The organism is Pseudoalteromonas sp. L21, from assembly GCF_021728035.1.
GTDB lineage: Bacteria > Pseudomonadota > Gammaproteobacteria > Enterobacterales > Alteromonadaceae > Pseudoalteromonas > Pseudoalteromonas arabiensis.
In genome coordinates this window covers 241,894-264,866 of the sequence record NZ_JAKKCV010000004.1, presented here as the reverse complement: position 1 = coordinate 264,866, position 22,973 = coordinate 241,894, and the positions used below count along the sequence as shown (strand labels likewise).

The window sequence follows — 22,973 nt, the reverse complement described above, 5'->3', positions numbered from 1 at the left end:
ATAGCAAGAAAAACCTGACGCAAGTGCTTTGAGACAAGAGGTATTATTCTATTAGGATATTAAAAAGCCGAGATGAACTCGGCTCCTTAGAATTTAAACTGATCAGTTTAAAATAAGTTGGGTGCTGGTAGCAGCGACACCTGGATAATCGTGTTCTGGCAGCACTTCAGCAAGTGCCGCTAAACGCTCACCCAGTTGATGAAGATTATCGGCTGAGACATTAATATGCCCCATCTTACGACCAGGTTTAGCCGTTTTACCATACCAGTGACTTGTAACGTCAGGCGTTGCAAGTACTGAGTGTGGAACAGAAGGCTGGCCTAGTACATTGATCATAGCGGTAGGACGAAGTAGTTCTGTACTACCTAATGGTAAACCAGCAACTGCACGCATATGATTTTCGAACTGTGAGCAATGCGTACCCTGCTGTGTCCAGTGACCAGAATTATGCACGCGTGGCGCAATTTCGTTAACTAATAACGTGCCTTGCACATCAAAAAATTCGATTGCTAATACACCCACATAATCAAGCTCTTGCGCAAGCTTGTTAAACGCAACCTCAGCTTGTTCTTGAATTGCTGCTTTTTCTTTACCCGCTACTGAAAGTGTTAGTACACCGTTAGTGTGTTGGTTTTCAGTGAGTGGATAGATTACTGTGTTACCTGCTTTGTCGCGTGCCCCAATAATAGATACTTCACGGTCAAACGGAATCATCTTTTCAGCGATAATAGAGTGCGGCGCAGTTACGGTGCCTGATGCGATGAAATCTGCCATTTCTGACCAGATCTGGTCAATTTGATCATCAGACTTTAAGCGCCATTGGCCTTTACCGTCGTAACCCGCTTGGCAAGTTTTGATCACAAGCGGCTTACCTAAGCGCTCTACAGCAGCAATAAGGTGCGCTTTTTCTGTAATTAGCTGATAAGGCGCACACTCAACATTTGTTTTATCAAGTAATGCTTTTTCAAGAGCGCGATCGCCACCAGTTTTAATCGCTGCTTTACCTGGGTAAAACTTATTACTTTGACAGCATAGCGTTAGTACATCATCAGGAATGTGTTCAAATTCTGCTGTGATGGCGTCTGCGTTATCAATAGCTTGTTGTAATGTGCTGTTGTGAACTTCACCGGTTAACGGGTGAATGATTTTTTCACTACCCACATCGTAGGCAACAACATTTAAATCAAGCGGTGCACCCGCTAAGCTCATCATGCGAGCTAACTGACCTGCACCTAAAATTAAAATATTCATATTACTCTGCGGGATTAGGGTTAGCTAAGATAGTGTCTGTTTGTTCTTTACGGAAAGCTTCAACTTTTGCGAAGATTTCAGGCTGTTGACAACCTAAAATTTGTGCTGCTAAAAGTCCAGCATTTGCAGCGCCTGCTTCGCCGATAGCCAGTGTACCTACCGCAACACCTTTAGGCATTTGGCAGATAGATAATAATGAATCTACACCATTAAGTGTTTTTGATTTAACGGGTACACCTAAAACTGGTAGTGATGTAAATGCCGCAGCCATACCAGGTAAGTGCGCAGCACCACCGGCACCCGCAATAATAATTTTAATGCCGCGCTCAGCAGCCGAGCTTGCATAGTCAGCAAGTAATTGAGGGGTACGGTGAGCAGAAACAACTTTAGTTTCGTATTCAATGCCAAATTTTTCTAGCATTAATGCCGCATGTTCCATCGTTGGCCAGTCTGATTTGGAACCCATAATAATGCCAACTGTCATAAATACACCTCAGTTAAAATTGTTTTCTAAAAAGCGGACTTTTGTCCTTATTTTGTGGCGGGTATTATATACCCAAACCACCTCAAGATGCGACTCTAGAAGCACAAAAAAGCCATGACATGCATGGCTTTTAATCACTCATAAGCACATTATGCTTCTTTGCTTGCTAGGTACTCGGTGTATGTACCTTTAAAGTCGATAATGTTGCCGTCTTTGATTTCCCAAATACGGTTAGCAAGTGATGATACAAATTGTCTATCGTGTGATACGAACAACAAAGTCCCTTCGTATGCTTCAAGTGCTAAGTTAAGCGCTTCGATAGATTCCATATCCATGTGGTTGGTTGGTTCATCCATTAATAAGATGTTTGGTTTATGCATCATAATTTTGCCAAACAACATACGGCCTTGCTCACCACCTGAAATAACTTTTACTGACTTTTTAATGTCGTTTTGTGAAAACAACATACGACCTAAGAAACTACGAACAACTTGCTCGTCGTCACCTTCTTGTTGCCATTGTTCCATCCACTGGAATAAGTTCATATCTTGTTCGAACTCGTCAGCATGGTCTTGTGCGTAATACCCAATATTAGCGTTATCTGACCATTTAAATTCACCTTGTTTTGGTGCTAAACGACCAGCAAGGGTATTTAACAGTGTTGTTTTACCAACACCGTTCTCACCGATAATCGCAATACGCTCACCTACTTCAACTAAGCCTTCAAGGCCACTGAAAAGCATGTTATCAAAACCTTGCGCTAAGTTTGTTAGCTCTAAGGCATTACGGAATAGTTGCTTTTCTTGCTCAAAGCGAATAAATGGGCTTTGACGCGAAGATGCTTTAACTTCTTCAAGCTGAATTTTATCAATTTGTTTAGCACGTGATGTCGCTTGCTTTGCTTTTGAAGCGTTTGCAGAAAAGCGCGATACGAACTGTTGAAGCTCAGCAATTTGGCTTTTCTTCTTCGCGTTTTCGCTAAGTAGACGCTCACGAGCCTGTGTTGCGGCAAACATGTACTCATCATAGTTACCAGGGTAAATACGAAGCTCGCCGTAATCGATGTCAGCCATGTGTGTACAGACTGAGTTTAAGAAGTGACGGTCGTGCGAAATGATGATCATGGTGCAGTCGCGCTGGTTTAACACGTCTTCTAACCACTTAATAGTGTAGATGTCCAAGTTATTGGTAGGCTCATCGAGTAGCATGATGTCTGGATCAGAAAACAGCACTTGTGCAAGTAACACACGCAGTTTAAAACCCGGTGCGATTTCAGACATAGGGCCGTAGTGTTGCTCAGTGCCAATACCTACACCAATCAGTAACTCACCTGCTTTTGCTTCTGCTGAGTAACCATCCATTTCGGCAAACTCAGTTTCAAGGTCTGCTACACGCATGCCGTCTTCTTCGCTCATTTCAGGTAAGCTGTAAATACGGTCACGTTCTTTTTTTACTTCCCACAGCTCTTTATGACCCATGATTACCGTGTCGATTACAGAAAACTCTTCGTAAGCAAACTGGTCTTGGTTTAGTTTTGCAACACGCTCGTTTGGATCTGTACTGACGTTACCTGAAGATGGCTCAAGTTCGCCACTTAGGATTTTCATGAAGGTTGATTTACCACAGCCATTCGCACCGATTAAACCGTAACGGTTACCATCGCCAAATTTTGCTGAGATATTTTCGAATAAAGGTTTAGCACCAAATTGCATGGTGATATTAGCTGTACTAATGATAGCGGTACCCTCCAGCGGGTAAAAAAGTAAAACGAAACTGTGTGCAATTTTAAACTAAAGCCGCTTAGCACGCTATGAAAGATTGTTTAAAACAACCTAGTCATTTTACAACTTAATTAACTAGGTCTATCTTTAGTGAACATGCTCACTTTTATAAGTGAACGCGCTCACTTTACAATTACTTTAAATAAAACAATATAATAGCTATGGGCAATCATAATAAGACACATCAACATATTCTAAATACTGCATGGCAGCTTTTCGCAGAGCATGGATTTAATGATACGTCTACACGTCAAATATCTTCTGCTTGTGGTATTGCTGTCGGTACTTTGTTTAAACATTTTGAGAGTAAGATCGCGATTTTAGAGGCATGCCTTGAATTGAGGTTTAATGATGTATTAGAGCGCGCTAAAGAAACAGATATTCATCGCCCTCCCCGATTGAAGATCAATCATTACGCACAATACTTTTACCAATTTTATTGCTTACATCATCAATTTTATAAAGTGCTATTTAGTGAACGTTTATTTTCTAAAACATTTCAACAACGACATATGGAGTTAATTCAAACTTTAGTGTTTTCTGAACAACCACAGTTTAATAATGTAAAAGCCGCCATCTTGTTGGACTGTTACTTTATGACCCTTATTTATGGGTTAAGTGCTGAAATCCCTAATACCAAACTAATGCTCAGAACGTTGAGTCAGAAAGTGTCTATTTTTTAACTAGAGTAAGCCATTGATAATTCAACATAGTGAACCTAAAATGAATAAATTTTCCTCACAAAGCGGGAGTTTCATGATTTTTTTTCACTTTTTCATATATTTTAGCTTTGATATTCTCATTCTTTTAGTTAATTTAGACCTATTAGGGACAACAATTAAACAAGGTACTTTATGAAAAGAACACACGCTGCCATTTTTCTCGCTGGCTTAACGATAATCCCAACAGCAAATGCCATTGAGATTTATAAAGATGAAACAAACAGTGTCACTTTTGGCGGCTTTATTGATGCAAGAGTAATTAACACTCAAGGTGAAACCGAAATTGTAAACGGTGCATCGCGCATTAACTTTGATTTTAAACGACAATTAAAAAATGGCTGGCAAGCTTTTGCACTACTTGAATGGGGTGTAAACCCTGTTGGTAGCACAGACATAATTTATAATAACCGCTTTGAATCAATTCAAGATGAGTTTTTATATAATCGATTAGGTTATGTAGGACTAAAACACGATGACTATGGCCAAGTAACAATAGGAAAGCAATGGGGTGCATGGTATGACGTGGTCTACAATACAAATTATAGTTTAGTGTGGGACGGTAACGCTGCAGGTGTCTATACATACAATAAAGATGATGGTGCGGTAAATGGAACAGGCCGTGGTGATAAAGTACTGCAATACCGTAACACTTGGGGGAAATTTCATGTCGCATTGCAAGCTCAGCTGAAATCGGATGACTTTTATACCTGCGACATCGCGGATATATCTCGCAGTTCATGCGAATTATTATTTGAGCAAGGTAATCCTGCAGCGCAAAATGTTGAGTTTAACTCGACTTATGGCGCAGCTGTTACCTATAGAGCAACGGATAATCTAAAACTTACTGCCGGTATTAACAGAGGTGAATTCGATATTGTTTATGCAGATGGCCGTGATCAGCTTGTTACCGATTTAATTTACGGTGTAGGTATAACATATGGTGACTTTTACAAACCTGGCTGGTATGCCTCTGCAAATATCAATAAAAATGAAAACCACGATACAGATAATTTAGGTCGTTTGATAAAAGATGCTGTCGGTTTAGAGTCTATCCTAAGCTATCGCTTTGATAACGACATTCGTACTTTTATTGCTTATAACGTATTTGACGCAGGTGATGATTACGTAATTCAACCTAACTTTAACGCCGACCCACAAGATGTATTTAAACGTCAATTTGCCGTGATAGGCGCGCACTACTTTATGGCTAAAGATACTATTTTGTATATAGAAGCTCGTAAAGATTTTAGTGACTTTTCGAGTAATAACGCTGAGCAAGAAGCTCAAATGTCACAAACAGAAGATGACGGTATAGCTATCGGATTTAATTACACTCTGTAAATAGTAATTAACGCTTAAGCCCATCTAGGTGGGCTTTTACCTACCCTATTTTATGTACTGCTCAAATATTTTGCTTTTTGGTCGCAATACCAATCAATAAACTAATTCTGGTTACATCAATTTCAAGCATTTCATTTATGCTCTTTTACTGACTAACACAGGTTTCATGTTATGTTTTATTGTGTCTACTGAGTAACTCACTCAACTCTTTCTTGCTTTGCTCAGGATTTTTGCCCGCAGTATCTATGACAATACGTGCTGTTTCCCACAAATGATAATCTCTTGAAATCACACTTTCCCATGATGGAAGTAAAAGATTCCGAATATCTGTTTGCCTGTTTTCTACACGTTGTCGATGTTCGGCTTTATTCGAGCAGATAACTTCAATTTCTATATAGGGTGATGAAGCTTTATTTGCTACGTTTATCCACCCTTCTCGAGATTCCAAAACTGGATTTGTTGAGTCAGCTACAACACAAAGGCCGCTTTTTAGATTTTCTAACGCAAGAGCAAAAGCTACCTTGTAACCTTCGTCATGTAGCTTGTTAAAACCACAGTTTTTTAATTCTTGCTCAATAGTATCAATGCGAATATGAACTGCGCCCAAGGAAGAAGCTAAAAACTTTGAAAGTTCAGTCTTACCTGTTGCGGGTAGACCGCCAAGGATATATAACATATAGTTTATGGATTCCTCCGTGAAACACAAAGCCGTGAAATCGGCTAAAAAGTTGACCATAAGTTGTAAAGCACGTACAAAGCCGGCTATTTTATTTACGCATATACAACCTTGGTGTAACTACGATTTTGCCGATTCTCTCCATTTATCTATAGCAATAGATAAATCAAACTCATTTCTAAAGTTTGATTTCCTATGTAAATAGGAGTCTGGGGAAAAAGATATACCACTTGCCAGTTCATCAATAAAAGTACGACCAATTGCATTAAATGAAGCTATTTCAGCTTGAGTTAATTCAATTTCAACTGTAAAAATACCAACACTACCGCATACAACTGACAGGTACATGTTTTTTTCATTTTGAAATAATAACCATGACCAACTTTGTTCATCTAAAACTATCACTCAGACCCCAGCAGCTAAAACATGATTATAGAAAGAAAATTGCGCTTTTCGACCGTATTTAAGCTCGAATTCTTATTGGTTTATTTTTAGCAAACTTGCTAATTCATTACCAGTGCAATTGAAATTCAACAGCCTTAGCTTTTATTTAAGGGAAAACGAGTAATAGGGTCGTTTTATTAACTATGTGAGTGATGAAACTTAAACTGTATATATACAAGTTCCGGTTAATTGTTAAAGCCAAGCTCATTGAGCCCTACTTTGATTATAGTTATTTTAATTCAAGGCTATGCTGAGGTTTAAAGCAAACAAATATAGTATGATGTGTTCTTATATGTATTAATAACGTTAATGACTAATAAAGTGAATAATCACGTTCTACTTTAGCAATACGCGTTGTAAACGCGCTGTACCATTTATCTTTGCCAAGCTGCTGCGCATTTAAGTGCTCCACGTTTTGTTTCCAGGCTTTGATGGCATCTAAGCTTTGCCAATACGATACCGTAATACCCAAACCATCACGAACAGACTCCATGCCTAAATACCCTGGTTGTTGCTCTGCGAGCTCCACCATTCTATTCGCCATTTCTTCATAGCCAGTGGTATCGTCAGATAAGGTATTAGTGAAAATCACGGCGTAATAAGGCGGTTTTGGCGTGTTCACTATCATAATGATTACTTCCCTCTACTTGGTTCAAAACCATCATAACATGGAATTTCTGCGTCAAACGTATCCCAGTTTGCTTTAGAACTTACAAAGTTATGGCTAATGGGACGCTCGTTTAAATCACTATCTAACAAACCTAAGCGAATACGTAAACGGCTTGAATCGTCTTTATTCTCGCTATATACCGGTGAGCCACAGCAGCTACAAAAATAGCGAATTCTGCCGGGTTTAAATTCAAAGGCACTTAGATGCTGTTGCCCTTCTGTGAGGTTAAAACCATCTCGTTGAATAAAGCCATTGGTTGCGTAGGCTGTGCCTGAATTTTTACGACATAACGAGCAATGGCAATGAATAATTGAGTCTATGCCACCAGCAATCGTTACTTTTACTTTTCCGCACAAACAACTTCCTTGATACATAGCCCTCTCAGGTTTGAAGATTAATAGCCGCGATGCTTCCAAAAATCAGTGGCAGTGCCTTCGGCTTCCTTTAATAAGTTAAAGGATTTATCAGCAATTATATGGCCATTTAACTCAATAGTCATGCGCCAAATACCTACTTTATTACAAACAGGTGCCCATATCGTATCACCTAAGTAAAACTGCCAATCGTTTGTTTTAATGTACTGCTCGCCTTCAAATGGTGGCATGATCTCGCCATCTTCATCGGGGATATCTGGGTGGTAAACGCAAAATTTAATTTTTTGTCCTTTGGCTTTTTTAATATTAACAATAAAACCAAATTCAATATCTAACTGTGCAGGAACGTCTGTTGTAAATTCGGTGATTTGAGGCAGGTCTTTCTCTTTTGCATCCCAATGACTGTAAATGCCGTAACTTTCAATACTGGTAATTGCTTTGGCCTTTGCCATAGTTGCTAGCGCTCCTTTTTAAAAATGAGGCGCTATTTTATAGTAGCAATTCTAGCAGAACAAGATTGTACTATTATAGTAATTATTTAATGTACTTTATCCAATGAGCATGATTTTGTTGAAAGCCGCATTTATTTAAAAGCTTAATACTTGCGCTGTTATTTGAGTCAACTAAAGCGACCACACTGTTTAGTGGTGTCGTTACAAAGGAAGTTAGTTTTTCAAACAGCATATCTAGTACCTTTTGCATTATTCCTTTGCCAAAGTATTGCGATGACAATTCAAATCCCAACATGCCCTGCCCGTTTATTATGTTAAATATGCCTACACTGCCAATAACTTGCCCACTACTTCGTAAAACAATAACTAAACGAATGCCTTGTTGATTATAAAAACGTTCTATGTCGCCTTGAATAAAGTCATACACGTCACCTTTCGTTATGTCAGCACCGTAATCATTAAACGATTGTACTCGGGGATCTCTTAAAATATTCCATATCGCTTGGCAATCTTTATGACGAATGGGGCGTAAGTCAAAGGCTAAGTCATCGTGGCTTGACACGTTAATTTCTTCTTTTTGCTTTATGAGCTAGCATTATTGTCTTACTATAAACGCAATTTCAAGCAATTAGATTAAGTTCGATGAGTGAAGAATTTAAAGTAATTCAACCTACCACCACAGTTTACTGTAAAGAGCGTGGCGAAGGCTGGACCTTAACAGGGATCACTAGTATTGATGAACACACTTCTGTGATGTTCGATGGCGTTAGGTATACCTTACCGGCCCGTGAAATTGTTGAGGTATTATTACCACAACAACTCGAGCGCGAGAAAAACCAACAATAAAAAAAGCCAGCATCAAGCTGGCTTTTTCGTGTTTAAGATTAACGTAATGCGTTAATACGCTCATCAAGAGGTGGGTGCGATGAGAATAACTCGGCAACACCTTTACCGCTTGCAATACCAAACGCCATCATTGAACCTTCTAGTTGTGATGGGTGGTTTTGTTTTAAACGCTCAAGGGCGCTACGCATTTTATCTGCACCTACTAATTTAGCTGCACCGGCATCCGCAGAGAATTCGCGTTTACGGCTATAGTAAGCAACAATCACACTCGCTAGCACACCAAATAGCACTTGGAAAATCATATCGAACAAGAAGTAAGTCCAGCTACTACCGCCCTCTTCTTCATCACTATTTAGGAAATTATCAACAATACCTGCCAATACTTTCGCCATAAAGATAACAAAGGTATTCACTACACCTTGGATAAGGGTAAGCGTTACCATGTCACCATTTGCAATGTGTGACACCTCATGAGCCAATACCGCCTCCGCTTGATCTTGGTTCATATTGTGTAATAAACCTGTGCTCACAGCTACCAGCGAGTTGTTCTTACTTGGGCCTGTCGCAAACGCGTTCATTTCAGGGCTATCGTAAATAGCCACTTCAGGCATCGCGATACCTGCTTTTTTCGCTTGCGCTGCTACCGTCGAAACTAACCATTGTTCTGTTTCAGAACGAGGTTGTTCAATCACATGTGCACCGGTTGATTTTTTTGCCATCCATTTCGACATAAATAACGAAATAAACGAGCCACCAAAACCAAATACGGTTGAAATAACTAAAATGCCGCCTAAACTGCGATGGCTAATACCCAGTACGCTCATCACAATAGACAACACAATACCTAACACTAGCATTACCGCTAAGTTAGTCAGTAGAAACAAAAATACACGCTTCATAAAAACCTCAGAATAAACATACCAATTGTATTAACTAACGACATGGTTAAAAATCGTTAGTTAATAAAATTATCTGGGTGTTCTACCAACTCAGTTTAGGGCTTATGCAATTGGTTGCAAGGAACTAATTGCAACCAATTGTGACAGAGTATGTCAAAAGTAACAACTCAATTATTATGGGTTAATAGATAAAGTTTCAAGTAAGGTTTTGTAAATTTTTAATTTAGGGGTGCCGTCTGTATATGGACTAATCGCTAAAAGCGGGAAAGGTAATGCTGATTTTAATGTTTCTAAATTGGCGTCTTGCTCACGCATGTTAGGGTCTACATGATTTGCAATCCAACCCACACAATTAACACCTAGCGCTTTAAAATGAGCAGCTGTCAGTAATGCATGATTAAGGCAACCTAGTTTCATACCCACTACTAAAATCACATCAAGCTGCTGTGATTTAACCCAATCACTGAGCAAATCGGTTTCGTTGATAGGTAAACACCAACCACCTGCACCTTCTGTAAGAATATAATCGGTATTGAGTGCTCTTACATTCGCATAAGCAGCATCGAGCTTGTCAAATGTCAGTCTATCGCCTATCTGGGCAGCTGCAATATGCGGTGCAATGGGTGGCTCATAGGTGAAGGGGTTAACAATGTTGTATTTTACCCCAATTGATGAGCTTTCCATTAAGGTTAACGCATCATCATTAACTAGCTGCCCAAATGCTTCTTCTGCACCTGCTGCAATGGGTTTAAAACCAACCGCACGCTGCTTATGTTGCGCCAGTAAGTTTAATAATAAACTGGTGACATGGGTTTTTCCTGCATCGGTGTCTGTACCCGTGATAAAAAATTCTTTCATTTTTGAGTTAATTCTATTTTTCTAGTTCTAAAAGGACAACTTGATAGCTCACTCTAGCATGCCCATCAACCAGAGGGTATGCCTTACAAACACGATTAAGTGCCTGCCTCGTTAATAACCCTTGGCGTTTTTGCTTAGTTTGCAATGATGTAGCGCCAATAGCTTTAATAGAACGCAGCGCTTCTATGGGTGAGTTATAGGTATCTATATAACACCTATCGGCTGCAAAATTGAGTTTAAACCCCGCCAATTTTGCATACTCGATAATGTGACTAGCACTATGAAACTGATTAATATGGTTTTGCTCGTCTAAACAAGCGAATGCCTGTTTGATCTCTTTGAGCGACCCATCCACAACACAGCTTAAATAAACCTTACCGCCAACTTTTAGAGAATAAAAAAGACTTTTTAATAGCGCTTTTAAATCCCCAGACCATTGCATTGCAAAATTACTAAATACGCAATCAAAGGAATTTTGCTGTAAAGGTAAGTTATCCATATCAGCACACACTTTTAAACAACGCGAGTCTTGATCTGTGCTTAGCATAGAATGACTTAAGTCCATTGCCAGTACAGTATCAAAATGTGTTTTAAGCATTGCCGTGTTAACTAAAGGCCCTGCACCTAAGTCAAGGCAAGTACCTTGCTGATGCTTGTTTGCCATCATTTTGAATAAGTGTGCAGCCGCTTGTTTTTGAACACTGGCATGACGCGCATAATTTGCAGCCGCTTTAGAGAACTTAGTTTGTGTTGTTAGCTTATTACTGTGTTGAACACTTATAGGCGCTTGTAGTTGAACACTCATAAACACTCCACTAGCGAATCAACCAACTGTTTTATATCGTCAGGTTGATGCGCGCTACTTAAGGTGATCCTCAGTCGTGCCGTATTAAAAGGCACCGTGGGCGGTCGAATAGCGGTTAACCATACGCCTTTATCTTTAAGCTTATTAGCAACGGCAAGCGTGTGTTCTGCATCGCCCAATACCAAAGGCTGAATAGCCGTTGTTGATTCCATTAATGCTAAGTTATGCTCTTTGGCAAGCGCTTTAAAGTAAGCAATATTTTCTGAAAGCTGAGAGCGTCTCTTATCCGCTTTTAATAACTTTTCGAGTCGCTCAAGAGTACAACTTGCCATCAGTGGTGACATCGCCGTTGAATAAATGTATTCACGATTAAACTGCAGCATATAATCAACCATCTGCTCTGATGCAAGCAGGCACGCACCACTACTTGCAAGTGCCTTTCCAAAGGTGATAATCAATAAATCGGGCTTGATTGCCTCACAACTTCCTAAACCTTGCTCACCTAAGACACCAAAACCATGGGCATCATCAATCATCAGCCAAGCATTGTATTGTTTAGCAAGTTTACACAGGGCTTCAATGGGAGCTTTATCACCATCCATCGAAAACACCCCTTCACTCACAATAAGCTTATGCTTAGCTTTTGACTTTTGTAACCGAGATTCTAAATGCTTAAGATCGTTGTGATTAAACCGCACCATAGCAGCGGCAGAATGAAGGCCACCATCAATTAAGCTGGCATGATTGAGTTTATCTTGAAAAATTGCAGCTGATTGCGCCACGCTTTTATCTTGAAACAATGCTTTTAATACGCTGCTATTAGCACTAAAGCCGCTGTTAAATAACATAGCGCTTTCATAGCCTAATAATTCGCACAAACGCTGCTCAAGCTGTTGCTGTGGTTTATTATAACCATTCACTAGCGCTGAGCTATGGCTACCTAGTTGCTGCGCTTGTATTTCTATAAAATCATCCGCAAAGCCAAGGTAGTCATTACTGGCAAAATTTAAATATTGTTTACCAGCAACTTCAATAAAGCGCCCGCTTGATTGCTCTACAAGTTGGCGCTGTCTCAGTAATGCATCGGCTTGGCGCTCGATAAGATGCTCGGCAATAAATTCAAAAGCCATTTAAATGTTACGCTTCGTAAAATAGTTCTGATGTTGCTTTATCGGCAACTTTTGATGAAAGTGATGCTGCAACCGCTTCATCGGAATAATCTTCACGGGTTTCTGGGTTCATGCCTAATTTTTTAATCAGCATCATGTCAGCGTCTGCTTCTGGGTTTTCTGTAGTCAGTAGTTTATCACCGTAGAAAATTGAATTAGCGCCGGCAAAGAAACACATAGATTGCATTTGCTCATTCATCGCCGTACGACCCGCTGATAAACGAACATAGCTTTTCGGCATCATAATACGTGCAACTGCGATAGTACGAATAAACTCAAAATGATCTAAATCTTCGACATCTTCAAGTGGCGTACCTTTCACTTTAACCAACATATTAATTGGCACACTTTCTGGCTGTTGCGGCAAATTAGCTAATTGCATTAATAAACCAAAACGGTCAGCTGCCTGCTCGCCCATACCAACTATACCGCCAGAGCACACTTTCATGCCGGCATCACGCACGTTATCGATAGTGTTTAAACGGTCTTGATAAGTACGTGTTGTAATGATCTGTTGGTAATACTCAGGTGATGTATCTAGGTTATGGTTGTAGTAATCAAGGCCCGCGTCTTTTAAAGCATGGGCTTTTTCGTTATCTAGCATGCCAAGTGTCATACAGGTTTCAAGGCCAAGTTCTTTAACCTCTTTTACCATTTTTGAAATATAAGGCATGTCACGTTCTTTCGGATCTGACCACGCAGCGCCCATACAAAAACGGGTTGCGCCTTTTTCTTTGGCAACACGCGCTTGCTCAACCACTTTTTCAACTTCCATTAAGCGTTCACGGTCTAAGTCTGTTTTATAATGACCAGATTGAGGGCAATATTTGCAATCTTCTGGGCAAGCACCGGTTTTAATCGATAATAAAGTAGAAATTTGTACTTCATTTGGGTTGAAGTTTTCACGATGCACACTGGCCGCTTTAAATAACAAATCATTGAACGGCATTTCGAATAATGCTTTTACTTCTTGGTGAGTCCAATCGTGACGGACAACTGCGTGCTCCATAATAGTCTCTTTTTTTAAATTATTGGGACGGTTAGATTGGCTTAGTCTACGAGTTGACGTAACATTGTCAACGAATCGGAGCGATATAAAGTTTACATATGATTAATAAACAACCAATAGATTTAGATTTTGATCGGGAGCATATTTGGCATCCTTATACTTCTATGACTGAGCCCCTTCCCGTGTACCCTGTTAGCCATGCCAATGCAAATCGTATTTTCTTAGAAACAGGCGAAAGCCTAATAGATGGTATGGCTTCTTGGTGGAGTGCCATCCATGGTTACTGCCATCCTGTTTTAAATGAGGCAATCACCACGCAAGTTAGCAAAATGAGCCATGTTATGTTTGGTGGCTTAACTCATGAGCCTGCTGTTGAGTTATGTAAAAAGTTGGTAAGTATGACACCTGCTTCACTTGATAAAGTGTTCTTAGCCGACAGCGGCTCAGTGAGTGTTGAAGTCGCCATAAAAATGGCTTTGCAATACTGGTTAAGCCAAGGATACACCAGCAAGCAAAAGTTAATGACGCCGCTAAAGGGCTACCACGGCGATACCTTTGCAGCCATGAGCGTTTGCGATCCGGTCAATTCAATGCACAGCATGTACTCAGGTTTTTTACCTGAACATATTTTTGTACCTGCGCCGAGTGCTAAATTTAATGGCGAGTTTAGCCCTGCTGAAGCGGATACGCTTGAAAGCTATTTTGCTGCTCATCATCAAGATGTTGCGGCATTTATCATTGAACCCATAGTGCAAAATGCCGGGGGCATGAATTTTTATCATCCTGATTACTTAAAACACCTGCACATTCTTTGCGATAAGTATGATGTTTTACTTATTTGTGACGAAATCGCCACAGGTTTTGGCCGCACCGGCACCTTGTTTGCTGTTGAGCATGCCAATATAGAGCCGGATATCTTATGTGTTGGCAAAGCATTAACGGGCGGCATGATGACGTTATCAGCGACATTAACCACCAGCAAAGTCGCTGTTGGGATTAGCGAAGGTGAAGCCGGTGTATTAATGCACGGCCCAACGTTTATGGGTAACCCGCTTGCGTGTGCCACGGCCTGCGCAAGTATTGATTTACTGTTAGAGCAGCCTTGGCAAGAGCAAATTAAATATATAAATGATGTACTAACAACACAACTTGCTAAATGTAAGCAACTCGATGCAGTAGTAGATGTGCGTACATTAGGTGCTATTGGTGTTGTAGAGCTTAAACAAAGTGTTGATGTAGCAAAAATTCAACGCTTTTTTATAGAGCAAGGTGTGTGGATCCGCCCGTTTGGTAAATTAATTTACTTGATGCCACCTTACATAAGCGATGAACAAAGCTTAACTAAGTTGTGCGATGCTATTTTTGCAGCCATTGAACAACAGGCGTATTAGGGCGTGTTGACCCTTTGTGATTAATTTTGCAGCAGTGTGTTTGGTATTTAGGCAAGGCAGAGCCTATGTAGTGTGATTGTTCCACATAAATAGGCGATAACGCAGCATCAATGCCAAACACGCGCTGCCCTTCGGGTTCTTTCTAGGGGCGATTAACTCTTTGTTGCTCGATTTTTACTTAGCCCACTAGGTTACAAATCTCGCGCCGCGATTAAATCGCCCCTAGAGTGAACAAATTTTAATCCACAAAGGTCAACACGCCCTCTAGACATTAAAAAAGGAAGCTGATGCTTCCTTTTCCTTTAAACGTTACCATTCAAACATATAAGCCATTTTACTTATCATTCGAAGTGGAACTTTATGTTCACAACGCTTCGCGTAAAGATGTTGTAAAGACTTATCTTTGATTTCACCGACGATCACTTCTTTTACTTGATAACCCAATGCAGTGGCTGCTTGTACATAAGCAATAAATTCCCACTTTTTGATATTGGTGTTATCAACAATCACTAACGGGATTTCTTCTGCTAAGGCATTAATAAAACGCGCTAGGTTTAGGTTGTGGTATTCAGATAACTTGTACTTATCAAATTGATACTCACCTTCGCTATTGTAAAAATAATCATCTGTTGCGCACACGACATAATCACTTTCATTACCTGCTACCAGCTCATCAGCAAGGCTTTGTGCGTAATATGATTTACCTGAGCCGGGTAAGCCGCGAAGAATAAAAACTTGTTTCATAGCACCTGTTATACAAATTAATTAAAGACTAAAGGACCTATATCCTATTGAGAACTGTTAATAATGCCACAAAATAACCAATTAGCGCAGCGAGAATTTAAATAAACGCAAAATTTACGCAAATATTGCTGCTATTTTATCCAAATCAAGAAAAACTACTAAAGAGTATGCCTGAAATGTTTTTTTATTTGATTTACGAGGGTAAGATAGTCGATTCAAGTGCAATGCACAGCATATTAAATATTAGGCAACTTATATCATTGGAGTGAAGATGAGCCATTTAGCGATTTCAGAGCTATTAAAAGGCAAGGTTGCGGTAGACAGCCAAGTAACAGTAAAAGGCTGGATCCGTACACGCCGCGATTCAAAAGCAGGAATTTCATTTTTAGCCGTTCATGACGGTTCGTGTTTTGATCCTATTCAAGCGGTAGTACCTAATTCACTTAATAATTATGATGAAGTTACACGTTTAACTGCCGGTTGTTCTGTATCAATTACGGGTGTGCTGGTTAAATCAGAAGGCCAAGGTCAGTCTTTCGAAATTCAAGCCAACACTGTAGAAGTATTAGGGTGGGTAGAAAACCCTGATAGCTACCCTATGTCAGCTAAGCGTCACAGCATTGAATATTTACGCGAACACGCCCATCTTCGACCTCGCACTAATATCATCGGCGCGGTAACACGTGTGCGTAACTGCTTAGCTCAAGCGATTCACCGTTTTTATCACGAGCAAGGTTTCTACTGGATCAGCACACCAATCATCACAGCAAGTGACTGTGAAGGTGCAGGTGAAATGTTCCGGGTATCTACATTAGATATGCAAAACTTGCCGCGCACAGACAAAGGTGATATCGACTACAGTGAAGATTTCTTCGGTAAAGAAGCATTTTTAACAGTATCAGGTCAGTTAAATGGTGAGACATACGCATCAGCAATGTCAAAAATCTATACCTTTGGCCCTACTTTCCGTGCTGAGAACTCAAATACGTCACGTCACTTAGCAGAGTTTTGGATGGTTGAACCTGAGGTTGCATTCGCAGATTTAGAAGATATCGCAAAACTTGCTGAAAACATGCTGAAATATGTTTTCAATGCGGTATTAACAGAGCGTCGTGATGATATGGAATTCTTTGCACAGCGTGTTGAGAAAACAGCGATCTCTCGTTTAGAAGAGTTCGTTACAAAAGATTTCGCTCAAGTTGATTACACTGATGCTATCGAAATCTTAAAAGCATGCGGCAAGAAGTTCGAATTCCCTGTTGAATGGGGTGTGGATTTACAATCTGAGCACGAGCGTTACCTTGCTGAAGAACACTTTAATGCGCCAGTCGTTATCAAAAACTACCCGCGTGATATTAAAGCGTTCTACATGCGTCAAAACGAAGACGGCAAAACAGTGGCTGCAATGGACGTTGTTGCACCAGGTATTGGTGAAATCATCGGTGGTTCTCAACGTGAAGAGCGCTTAGATGTATTAGATAAGCGCCTAGAAGAAATGGGCTTAGATAAAGAAGACTACAGCTGGTACCGTGATCTACGTAAATACGGAACTGTGCCACATTCTGGTTTTGGTCTAGGCTTTGAGCGTTTAGTGGCTTATGTAACGGGTATGGGCAACGTTCGTGACGTTATCGCCTTCCCACGTACTAAAGGTAGTGCAACATACTAATTTTAGTATTTATAGAAAACCAGCCTATTGGCTGGTTTTTTTATGCCTAAAAATCATTATAAAACAATTCACTCTAGAAATTTTTAGTTAATGTTCTATAGTCATAAGACTTGCCAAAAAAGGATCTATTATTGGTTATGTTCGTTCGTTCACTAAAAGTACTCACACTGACTTTCATTTTTCTAGGTAAGTCTAGCTTCGCACTTGATGAAGATATTAATACAAAACCTATTTTAATTGCGGGTTCAACGTCTGTGACCGAGTTACTAACCCCACTCAAAGATGATATAAGTCTCGCTTTAGGCAACACATTGCAGATAAGACCGATGGGCAGTGACAAAGGTGTCAAAGCGATTGCTGAAGGTCTTATCGACATAGGTACAACATCACGGTACCTAACGAAGCAAGAGCAAGAACAATGGCCTCATTTAAGGCAGATAGTCATTGCGCAAGATGCGTTAACATTTATAGTTAACAGCGAACTAAATATTAAAAATTTGAGTATCACGACTCTCAAAAATATTTATCAAGGAAAAATAACTAAATGGTCAGACGCCTCTCAGTTAACGCCAGAATTAAGCAATAAAAACGATGAAATACTGCTTTTTAGTAAAGCGACTCATCATGGCAGCTTCGATGTATTTTTAGAATTTTTAGAATTGGACTATATCAAAGACCCTGAAAGTAACTTTATACGACTCAAAAATGCAGGTAATAGGGGTTTATTTTCAAATCAAAAAGTCGAACTGTACAACCAATTCAATCAAGCACTTGGTATAGTTCAGCGTATTCCAAATGCGATTGCCTATGACTCGTATGGCGCCATTAGTAATCTTGAAAATGATCGTCGCATCAATAAAGTAACGACTCTATCAATAAATGGCGTTAAACCTAATTTGCAAAGCATAAGTGATGGTGAATATGCCTTTGTACGACCGCTCATTTTAATTGTAAACACACAATCCCCTCGTTCTAAGGAGATAGGTGTGAAACTCGCAGCCTTATTTAAATCGCAAAAAGTAAAAGATAAAATACGAGAACATGGTTACCTCCCGGTTCAGTTTTAACCTCGAGAAATAAAAAAAGCTGCGCACCTAAGTGCAACAGCTTTTAACAACCAGAATCGTTATGAATTACAGAGCGCTTTCTAGCTCTGGTAACACATCAAATAAATCAGCAACTAAACCGTAGTCAGCGACTTGGAAAATTGGCGCATCAGGGTCTTTATTAATGGCAACAATCACTTTTGAGTCTTTCATACCCGCTAAGTGTTGAATTGCACCACTGATACCCACAGCAATATACAAATCTGGGGCAACAATTTTACCCGTTTGACCGACTTGCATATCATTTGGTACAAAGCCCGCATCAACAGCAGCACGTGAAGCACCAATGGCTGCGCCAAGTTTGTCGGCAATGCCATTTAATAGTGCAAAATTTTCACCATTTTGCATACCGCGACCACCTGAAATAACTACAGGTGCAGCTGTCAGCTCTGGACGCTCTGATTCAGTTTGTTCTTCTGATACAAACTCACTCAAACCAACTGAACCTTTACCCGTAACACTTGTTACAGACACTGGTGCTTGCTCTGATGCAACATCAAAGCTACTGGCACGCACGGTAATCACCTTTTTGCTATCAAGTGATTTAACTGTCGCAATCGCATTACCCGCATAAATAGGACGCTTAAAGGTATCTGCATCAATTACGTCAATGATTTCTGAGATTTGTGCAACATCTAAAAGTGCTGCAACACGTGGCATAAAGTTTTTACCCGTTGTTGTTGCGCTTGCGACAATGTGTGAATAGTTATCTGCTAAAGATAAAACCAGATCCGCTAAGTTTTCAGCTAGCTGATGAGCATAAGAGGCATCATCGGCAATCAGTACATTACTTACCCCTGCAATTGATGCTGCTTGCTCACTTATAGCAGATAAGTTTTCCCCTGCTAGTAATAAATCTACATCAAAGCCTAATTTAACAGCAGCAGTAATCGTTTTATTGGTTTCAGGCTTTAGAACACCTTTGTCGTGTTCAGCTATCACTAATGTTTTCATTTAGATCACCTTCGCTTCTGTTTTTAACTTTTCAACCAATGTCGCAACATCTTCTACGATAATGCCGCCGCTGCGTTTTTCTGGCTCGTTTACTTCAACCAGCTGCACGCGAGGCGCAAGGTCTACACCAAGGCTGTCAGCAGCAATTACATCAAGTTGTTTACGCTTTGCTTTCATGATGTTTGGTAATGAAGCATAACGGGGTTCATTTAAACGTAAGTCTGTCGTTACAATAGCAGGTAGTTTAAGAGCAACAGTTTGTAAGCCGCCATCTACTTCACGCGTTACATTAACTGTACCTGCTTGTATATCGACTTTAGATGCAAAGGTGCCTTGGCCACGACCTGTTAGAGCAGCAAGCATTTGACCGGTTTGATTGTTGTCAGAGTCAATCGATTGCTTACCTAAAATTACCAATTCAGGTGATTCTTGCTCTACAATCTTGCTCAGTAATTTAGCAACATGTAAAGACTCAAGCTTTTCTTCTGTTTCAATATGAATGGCTTTATCGGCACCCAGTGCTAAGGCCGTACGTAATTGCTCTTGAGATGATTTATTACCAATAGTCACAGCAACAACCTCTGTGGCCATCCCTGCTTCTTTTAAACGAATAGCTTCTTCAATTGCAATTTCACAAAACGGGTTCATCGCCATTTTTACATTAGCTAGATCAACATCCGTTTTGTCAGCTTTAACGCGTGCTTTGACGTTGTAGTCAATTACTCTTTTAATTGGAACAAGGACTTTCATCGTGACTCCATCAATTGTGTGTTCTCAAAGTTGACCTAGACGTCAACTTATTTATTTTATGAATTCAGACTACTTCCTGTTGACGTAAACGTCAACCTAAAATAACCTTAAAGTATTCACAGCCTGTAACGTTTCATTTGCAAGTATGAAATAAGGTTCTTTACAGCAGGTCCGTCACCGAGAAGAGGTTTATATGGTCGAACGCGAAGTCATGGAATTTGATGTAGTCATCGTAGGCGCAGGCCCAGCAGGTTTATCAACTGCGATTAGATTGGCTCAACAAGCACAAGAAAAACAACAAGAATTAATGATCTGTGTGGTAGAAAAAGGCTCTGAGGTGGGCGCGCACATTTTATCCGGTGCGGTTTTTGAAACCAAAGCATTGGATGAATTACTACCCGATTGGCAGTCATTAGGTGCTCCAATTACCACTAAAGTAACGCAAGATGATATTTACTGGTTCAATAATAGTGAAAAAGCCACCAGCATCCCCCACTTTGCTAGCCCTAAAACATTCCATAACGAAGGCAATTACATTGTTTCTATGGGTAATGTGTGCCGCTTTTTAGCTGAGCAAGCGGAAAACTTAGGGGTAGAAATCTTCCCTGGCTTTAGTGCGCACTCTTTAATTATAGAAGACGAGACCGTAAAAGGTATTATCACCGGCGATATGGGTCTTGATAAAGACGGCAATGAAAAAGATGGATACATGCCAGGTATGGAACTTAGAGCCAAATACACCGTATTTGCTGAAGGCTGCCGAGGTCATTTAGGTAAACAGCTAATTAAACACTTTGCCCTTGATAAAGATGCGTCACCACAGCATTACGGTTTAGGTTTCAAAGAAATTTGGCAAATCGACCCGAGTAAACATAAAGAAGGCACAGTAGTACATGGTACAGGCTGGCCTTTAACCGGTGATACCAGTGGCGGTGCGTTTATGTATCACAGTGAAAACAATCAAGTAGTTGTAGGTTTAATAGTTGATCTTAATTACTCAAACCCACATTTAAGCCCGTTTGATGAATTCCAGCGTATGAAGCATCACCCTGTCTTTAAAGATGTTTTAGAAGGCGGTGAACGTATAGCCTATGGTGCAAGAGCCATCGCTAAAGGCGGCCTACGCTCTTTACCAAAAATGCATTTCCCAGGTGGTTTACTTGTTGGTTGTGATGCTGGCACATTGAACTTTGCTAAGATCAAAGGTAACCATACTGCAATGAAATCAGGCATGGTTGCTGCTGATGTAATCGTAGCAGCTCTTAGCAACGGTAAAGAAAATGCCGATTTAGCTGAATATAAAACGGCCTTTGAACAAAGCTGGGCGTATAAAGAGCTTTACCAATCGCGTAACTTTGGCCCAGTTATGCATAAACTGGGTAAGTTCTTAGGGGGCGCTTATAACACACTCGATCAAAATCTATTTGGTGGCAGCTTACCGTTTAACTTTGAAGACAACATACCAGATCATGCCACCTTAGTTGCTGCTGATCAGGCCGAAAAGATCGACTACCCCAAAGCAGACGGCAAGCTTAGCTTCGATAAACTTTCATCGGTGTTTTTATCAAATACCAACCATGAAGAATCGCAGCCTTGTCACTTAAAACTTAAAGATAATAGCATTCCCATTAAAGTGAATTTAGTTAAGTTTGATGAGCCAGCACAACGCTACTGCCCTGCTGGCGTTTACGAAGTACAAGATGTCGAAGGTGAGAAAGAGTTTGTGATCAACTCACAAAACTGTGTGCACTGTAAAACATGTGACATAAAAGACCCAAGCCAAAACATTACATGGGTAACACCTGAAGGGGCTGGCGGACCAAACTACCCTAATATGTAATAACGCACGTTACTCATTTAATTAAAATTTATCCTAAATTGCAGGGGCTTCGGCCCCTTTTTTAGGCTATGCTGAAATTGTCGTGTTTAAAATAGTGAGTAAAGTATGCCGTCTTCAAGTGTAACCTTTCGTTTTTTAGCTGAACCTACCGATGTAAATTTTGGCGGTAAGGTTCATGGTGGTGTGGTCATGAAGTGGATTGACCAAGCTGGTTATGCCTGTGCTGCAGGTTGGAGCGGTCATTACTGTGTTACCGTCTCTGTTGCGGGTGTAAAGTTTCAGCGCCCTATTTTGGTTGGCCAAATTGTCGAAGTGAAAGCCAGTATCGCCCATACGGGTAAAACCAGTATGCAAATCTTTATTCAAGTACGCTGCGGCGACCCAAAAACACAAAACCTCGTTGAAACCAATCATTGTGTAATTAGTTTTATTGCCATGGATGAAGCAGGTTATCCTATTGAAGTCCCCTCTTACACAGCAGTTACTGATGAGGAAAAGAAAATAGAAAACTATGCGATAAAAATGAAAGAAATAGCCATAGAAACAGAAACATTACTACAAAAAGCATAACATGGCTTTGCTTTGCATTATTATACTGCACCTAGTAACTTCTACAGGGCACCCTGAAATTGTTACGAGCGCCAAACTGAATGCTTGATTATAGTTTCGACAAACTGCACAAAATTTCATTTATTCGGGCCTAAAAACAGTGATTTAGGCCTCATTTACAGTATGGCA

25 protein-coding genes are annotated in these 22,973 nt (G+C 40.2%); 8 read left to right on the top strand and 17 right to left on the bottom strand.

Annotated elements, in window-relative coordinates; all coding sequences use genetic code 11:
• Window positions 1-102: 102 nt before the first annotated feature.
• The 3 genes from L3V41_RS13025 to L3V41_RS13015 all read right to left on the bottom strand — a co-directional run bounded on the left by L3V41_RS13025 (window position 103) and on the right by L3V41_RS13015 (window position 3,471).
• Window positions 103-1,251, bottom strand: coding sequence for a 5-(carboxyamino)imidazole ribonucleotide synthase (locus L3V41_RS13025; RefSeq protein WP_193988829.1), 1,149 nt, complete (start codon window positions 1,249-1,251; stop codon window positions 103-105).
• Between the two features lies 1 nt (window position 1,252).
• A complete protein-coding gene (gene purE / locus L3V41_RS13020; protein WP_054561454.1) occupies window positions 1,253-1,735 on the bottom strand; it encodes a 5-(carboxyamino)imidazole ribonucleotide mutase in 483 nt (160 codons plus the stop codon).
• Between the two features lie 149 nt (window positions 1,736-1,884).
• Window positions 1,885-3,471 carry an ABC-F family ATPase gene (locus L3V41_RS13015; RefSeq protein ID WP_237127981.1) on the bottom strand — a complete coding sequence of 529 codons (1,587 nt, stop codon included), beginning with the start codon at window positions 3,469-3,471 and terminating at the stop codon, window positions 1,885-1,887.
• Between the two features lie 206 nt (window positions 3,472-3,677).
• On the opposite strand from L3V41_RS13015, the gene L3V41_RS13010 reads away from it, so the two are divergent.
• The gene (locus L3V41_RS13010) at window positions 3,678-4,199 is read left to right on the top strand and encodes a TetR/AcrR family transcriptional regulator (protein ID WP_237127884.1); all 522 of its coding nucleotides are present in this window, start codon (window positions 3,678-3,680) and stop codon (window positions 4,197-4,199) included.
• A gap of 171 nt (window positions 4,200-4,370) precedes the next feature.
• The gene (locus L3V41_RS13005) at window positions 4,371-5,579 is read left to right on the top strand and encodes a porin (protein ID WP_193988830.1); all 1,209 of its coding nucleotides are present in this window, start codon (window positions 4,371-4,373) and stop codon (window positions 5,577-5,579) included.
• A gap of 169 nt (window positions 5,580-5,748) precedes the next feature.
• Here the strand turns inward: L3V41_RS13005 and L3V41_RS13000 are convergent, their stop codons facing one another.
• The 6 genes from L3V41_RS13000 to L3V41_RS12975 all read right to left on the bottom strand — a co-directional run bounded on the left by L3V41_RS13000 (window position 5,749) and on the right by L3V41_RS12975 (window position 8,757).
• A complete protein-coding gene (locus L3V41_RS13000; protein ID WP_193988831.1) occupies window positions 5,749-6,255 on the bottom strand; it encodes an AAA family ATPase in 507 nt (168 codons plus the stop codon).
• A gap of 120 nt (window positions 6,256-6,375) precedes the next feature.
• Window positions 6,376-6,660, bottom strand: a complete 285-nt coding sequence (locus L3V41_RS12995) for a hypothetical protein (protein WP_062569104.1) — start codon at window positions 6,658-6,660, stop codon at window positions 6,376-6,378.
• Window positions 6,661-7,012: 352 nt separating this feature from the next.
• Window positions 7,013-7,327: an antibiotic biosynthesis monooxygenase gene (locus tag L3V41_RS12990; RefSeq protein WP_237127883.1), complete on the bottom strand. Its 315-nt coding sequence runs from the start codon at window positions 7,325-7,327 to the stop codon at window positions 7,013-7,015.
• Between the two features lie 5 nt (window positions 7,328-7,332).
• Window positions 7,333-7,743, bottom strand: a complete 411-nt coding sequence (locus tag L3V41_RS12985) for a GFA family protein (RefSeq protein WP_062569106.1) — start codon at window positions 7,741-7,743, stop codon at window positions 7,333-7,335.
• Window positions 7,744-7,763: 20 nt separating this feature from the next.
• The gene (locus tag L3V41_RS12980) at window positions 7,764-8,195 is read right to left on the bottom strand and encodes a DUF3859 domain-containing protein (RefSeq protein WP_062569107.1); all 432 of its coding nucleotides are present in this window, start codon (window positions 8,193-8,195) and stop codon (window positions 7,764-7,766) included.
• Window positions 8,196-8,277: 82 nt separating this feature from the next.
• Window positions 8,278-8,757, bottom strand: coding sequence for a GNAT family N-acetyltransferase (locus tag L3V41_RS12975; RefSeq protein ID WP_237127882.1), 480 nt, complete (start codon window positions 8,755-8,757; stop codon window positions 8,278-8,280).
• Window positions 8,758-8,837: 80 nt separating this feature from the next.
• On the opposite strand from L3V41_RS12975, the gene L3V41_RS12970 reads away from it, so the two are divergent.
• A complete protein-coding gene (locus L3V41_RS12970) occupies window positions 8,838-9,041 on the top strand; it encodes a hypothetical protein (protein ID WP_054561447.1) in 204 nt (67 codons plus the stop codon).
• A gap of 38 nt (window positions 9,042-9,079) precedes the next feature.
• Here L3V41_RS12970 and htpX read toward each other — a convergent pair whose 3' ends face one another.
• The 5 genes from htpX to bioB all read right to left on the bottom strand — a co-directional run bounded on the left by htpX (window position 9,080) and on the right by bioB (window position 13,781).
• Window positions 9,080-9,940, bottom strand: coding sequence for a protease HtpX (gene htpX / locus L3V41_RS12965; RefSeq protein WP_062569110.1), 861 nt, complete (start codon window positions 9,938-9,940; stop codon window positions 9,080-9,082).
• Between the two features lie 174 nt (window positions 9,941-10,114).
• Window positions 10,115-10,798 carry a dethiobiotin synthase gene (bioD, locus tag L3V41_RS12960; protein WP_062569111.1) on the bottom strand — a complete coding sequence of 228 codons (684 nt, stop codon included), beginning with the start codon at window positions 10,796-10,798 and terminating at the stop codon, window positions 10,115-10,117.
• A 13-nt stretch (window positions 10,799-10,811) separates the two neighbouring features.
• The gene (locus tag L3V41_RS12955) at window positions 10,812-11,603 is read right to left on the bottom strand and encodes a methyltransferase domain-containing protein (protein WP_237127881.1); all 792 of its coding nucleotides are present in this window, start codon (window positions 11,601-11,603) and stop codon (window positions 10,812-10,814) included.
• Window positions 11,600-12,733 (bottom strand): 8-amino-7-oxononanoate synthase, encoded by a 1,134-nt coding sequence (locus tag L3V41_RS12950; protein ID WP_237127880.1) that lies wholly within the window; start codon window positions 12,731-12,733, stop codon window positions 11,600-11,602. Before L3V41_RS12950 ends, L3V41_RS12955 begins: the two co-directional genes overlap by 4 nt.
• 7 nt (window positions 12,734-12,740) lie before the next feature.
• The gene (bioB, locus tag L3V41_RS12945) at window positions 12,741-13,781 is read right to left on the bottom strand and encodes a biotin synthase BioB (protein ID WP_054553903.1); all 1,041 of its coding nucleotides are present in this window, start codon (window positions 13,779-13,781) and stop codon (window positions 12,741-12,743) included.
• Between the two features lie 98 nt (window positions 13,782-13,879).
• Between bioB and bioA the strand changes: the two genes are divergently transcribed.
• Entirely contained in the window at window positions 13,880-15,172 is a 1,293-nt protein-coding gene (gene bioA / locus L3V41_RS12940) for an adenosylmethionine--8-amino-7-oxononanoate transaminase (protein WP_237127879.1), read from the top strand.
• A gap of 309 nt (window positions 15,173-15,481) precedes the next feature.
• On the opposite strand, the gene L3V41_RS12935 is transcribed toward bioA, so the two are convergent.
• On the bottom strand, window positions 15,482-15,916 hold the full coding sequence (locus tag L3V41_RS12935; protein ID WP_062569116.1) for an ATP-binding protein: 435 nt from the start codon (window positions 15,914-15,916) through the stop codon (window positions 15,482-15,484).
• A 271-nt stretch (window positions 15,917-16,187) separates the two neighbouring features.
• Between L3V41_RS12935 and asnS the strand changes: the two genes are divergently transcribed.
• Complete coding sequence (gene asnS / locus L3V41_RS12930) at window positions 16,188-17,585, top strand: asparagine--tRNA ligase (protein WP_062569117.1); 1,398 nt, start codon at window positions 16,188-16,190, stop codon at window positions 17,583-17,585.
• Between the two features lie 137 nt (window positions 17,586-17,722).
• On the top strand, window positions 17,723-18,652 hold the full coding sequence (locus L3V41_RS12925) for a substrate-binding domain-containing protein (RefSeq protein WP_062569118.1): 930 nt from the start codon (window positions 17,723-17,725) through the stop codon (window positions 18,650-18,652).
• Between the two features lie 66 nt (window positions 18,653-18,718).
• Here the strand turns inward: L3V41_RS12925 and L3V41_RS12920 are convergent, their stop codons facing one another.
• A complete protein-coding gene (locus L3V41_RS12920) occupies window positions 18,719-19,645 on the bottom strand; it encodes an FAD-binding protein (RefSeq protein ID WP_062569119.1) in 927 nt (308 codons plus the stop codon).
• Window positions 19,646-20,395, bottom strand: coding sequence for an electron transfer flavoprotein subunit beta/FixA family protein (locus tag L3V41_RS12915; RefSeq protein WP_062569120.1), 750 nt, complete (start codon window positions 20,393-20,395; stop codon window positions 19,646-19,648).
• A 193-nt stretch (window positions 20,396-20,588) separates the two neighbouring features.
• Between L3V41_RS12915 and L3V41_RS12910 the strand changes: the two genes are divergently transcribed.
• Together L3V41_RS12910 and L3V41_RS12905 are read left to right on the top strand one after the other, a co-directional pair.
• Window positions 20,589-22,235 carry an electron transfer flavoprotein-ubiquinone oxidoreductase gene (locus L3V41_RS12910; RefSeq protein ID WP_237114098.1) on the top strand — a complete coding sequence of 549 codons (1,647 nt, stop codon included), beginning with the start codon at window positions 20,589-20,591 and terminating at the stop codon, window positions 22,233-22,235.
• A gap of 105 nt (window positions 22,236-22,340) precedes the next feature.
• Window positions 22,341-22,805 (top strand): acyl-CoA thioesterase, encoded by a 465-nt coding sequence (locus L3V41_RS12905; protein ID WP_054561436.1) that lies wholly within the window; start codon window positions 22,341-22,343, stop codon window positions 22,803-22,805.
• The last annotated feature ends 168 nt before the right edge of the window (window positions 22,806-22,973 follow it).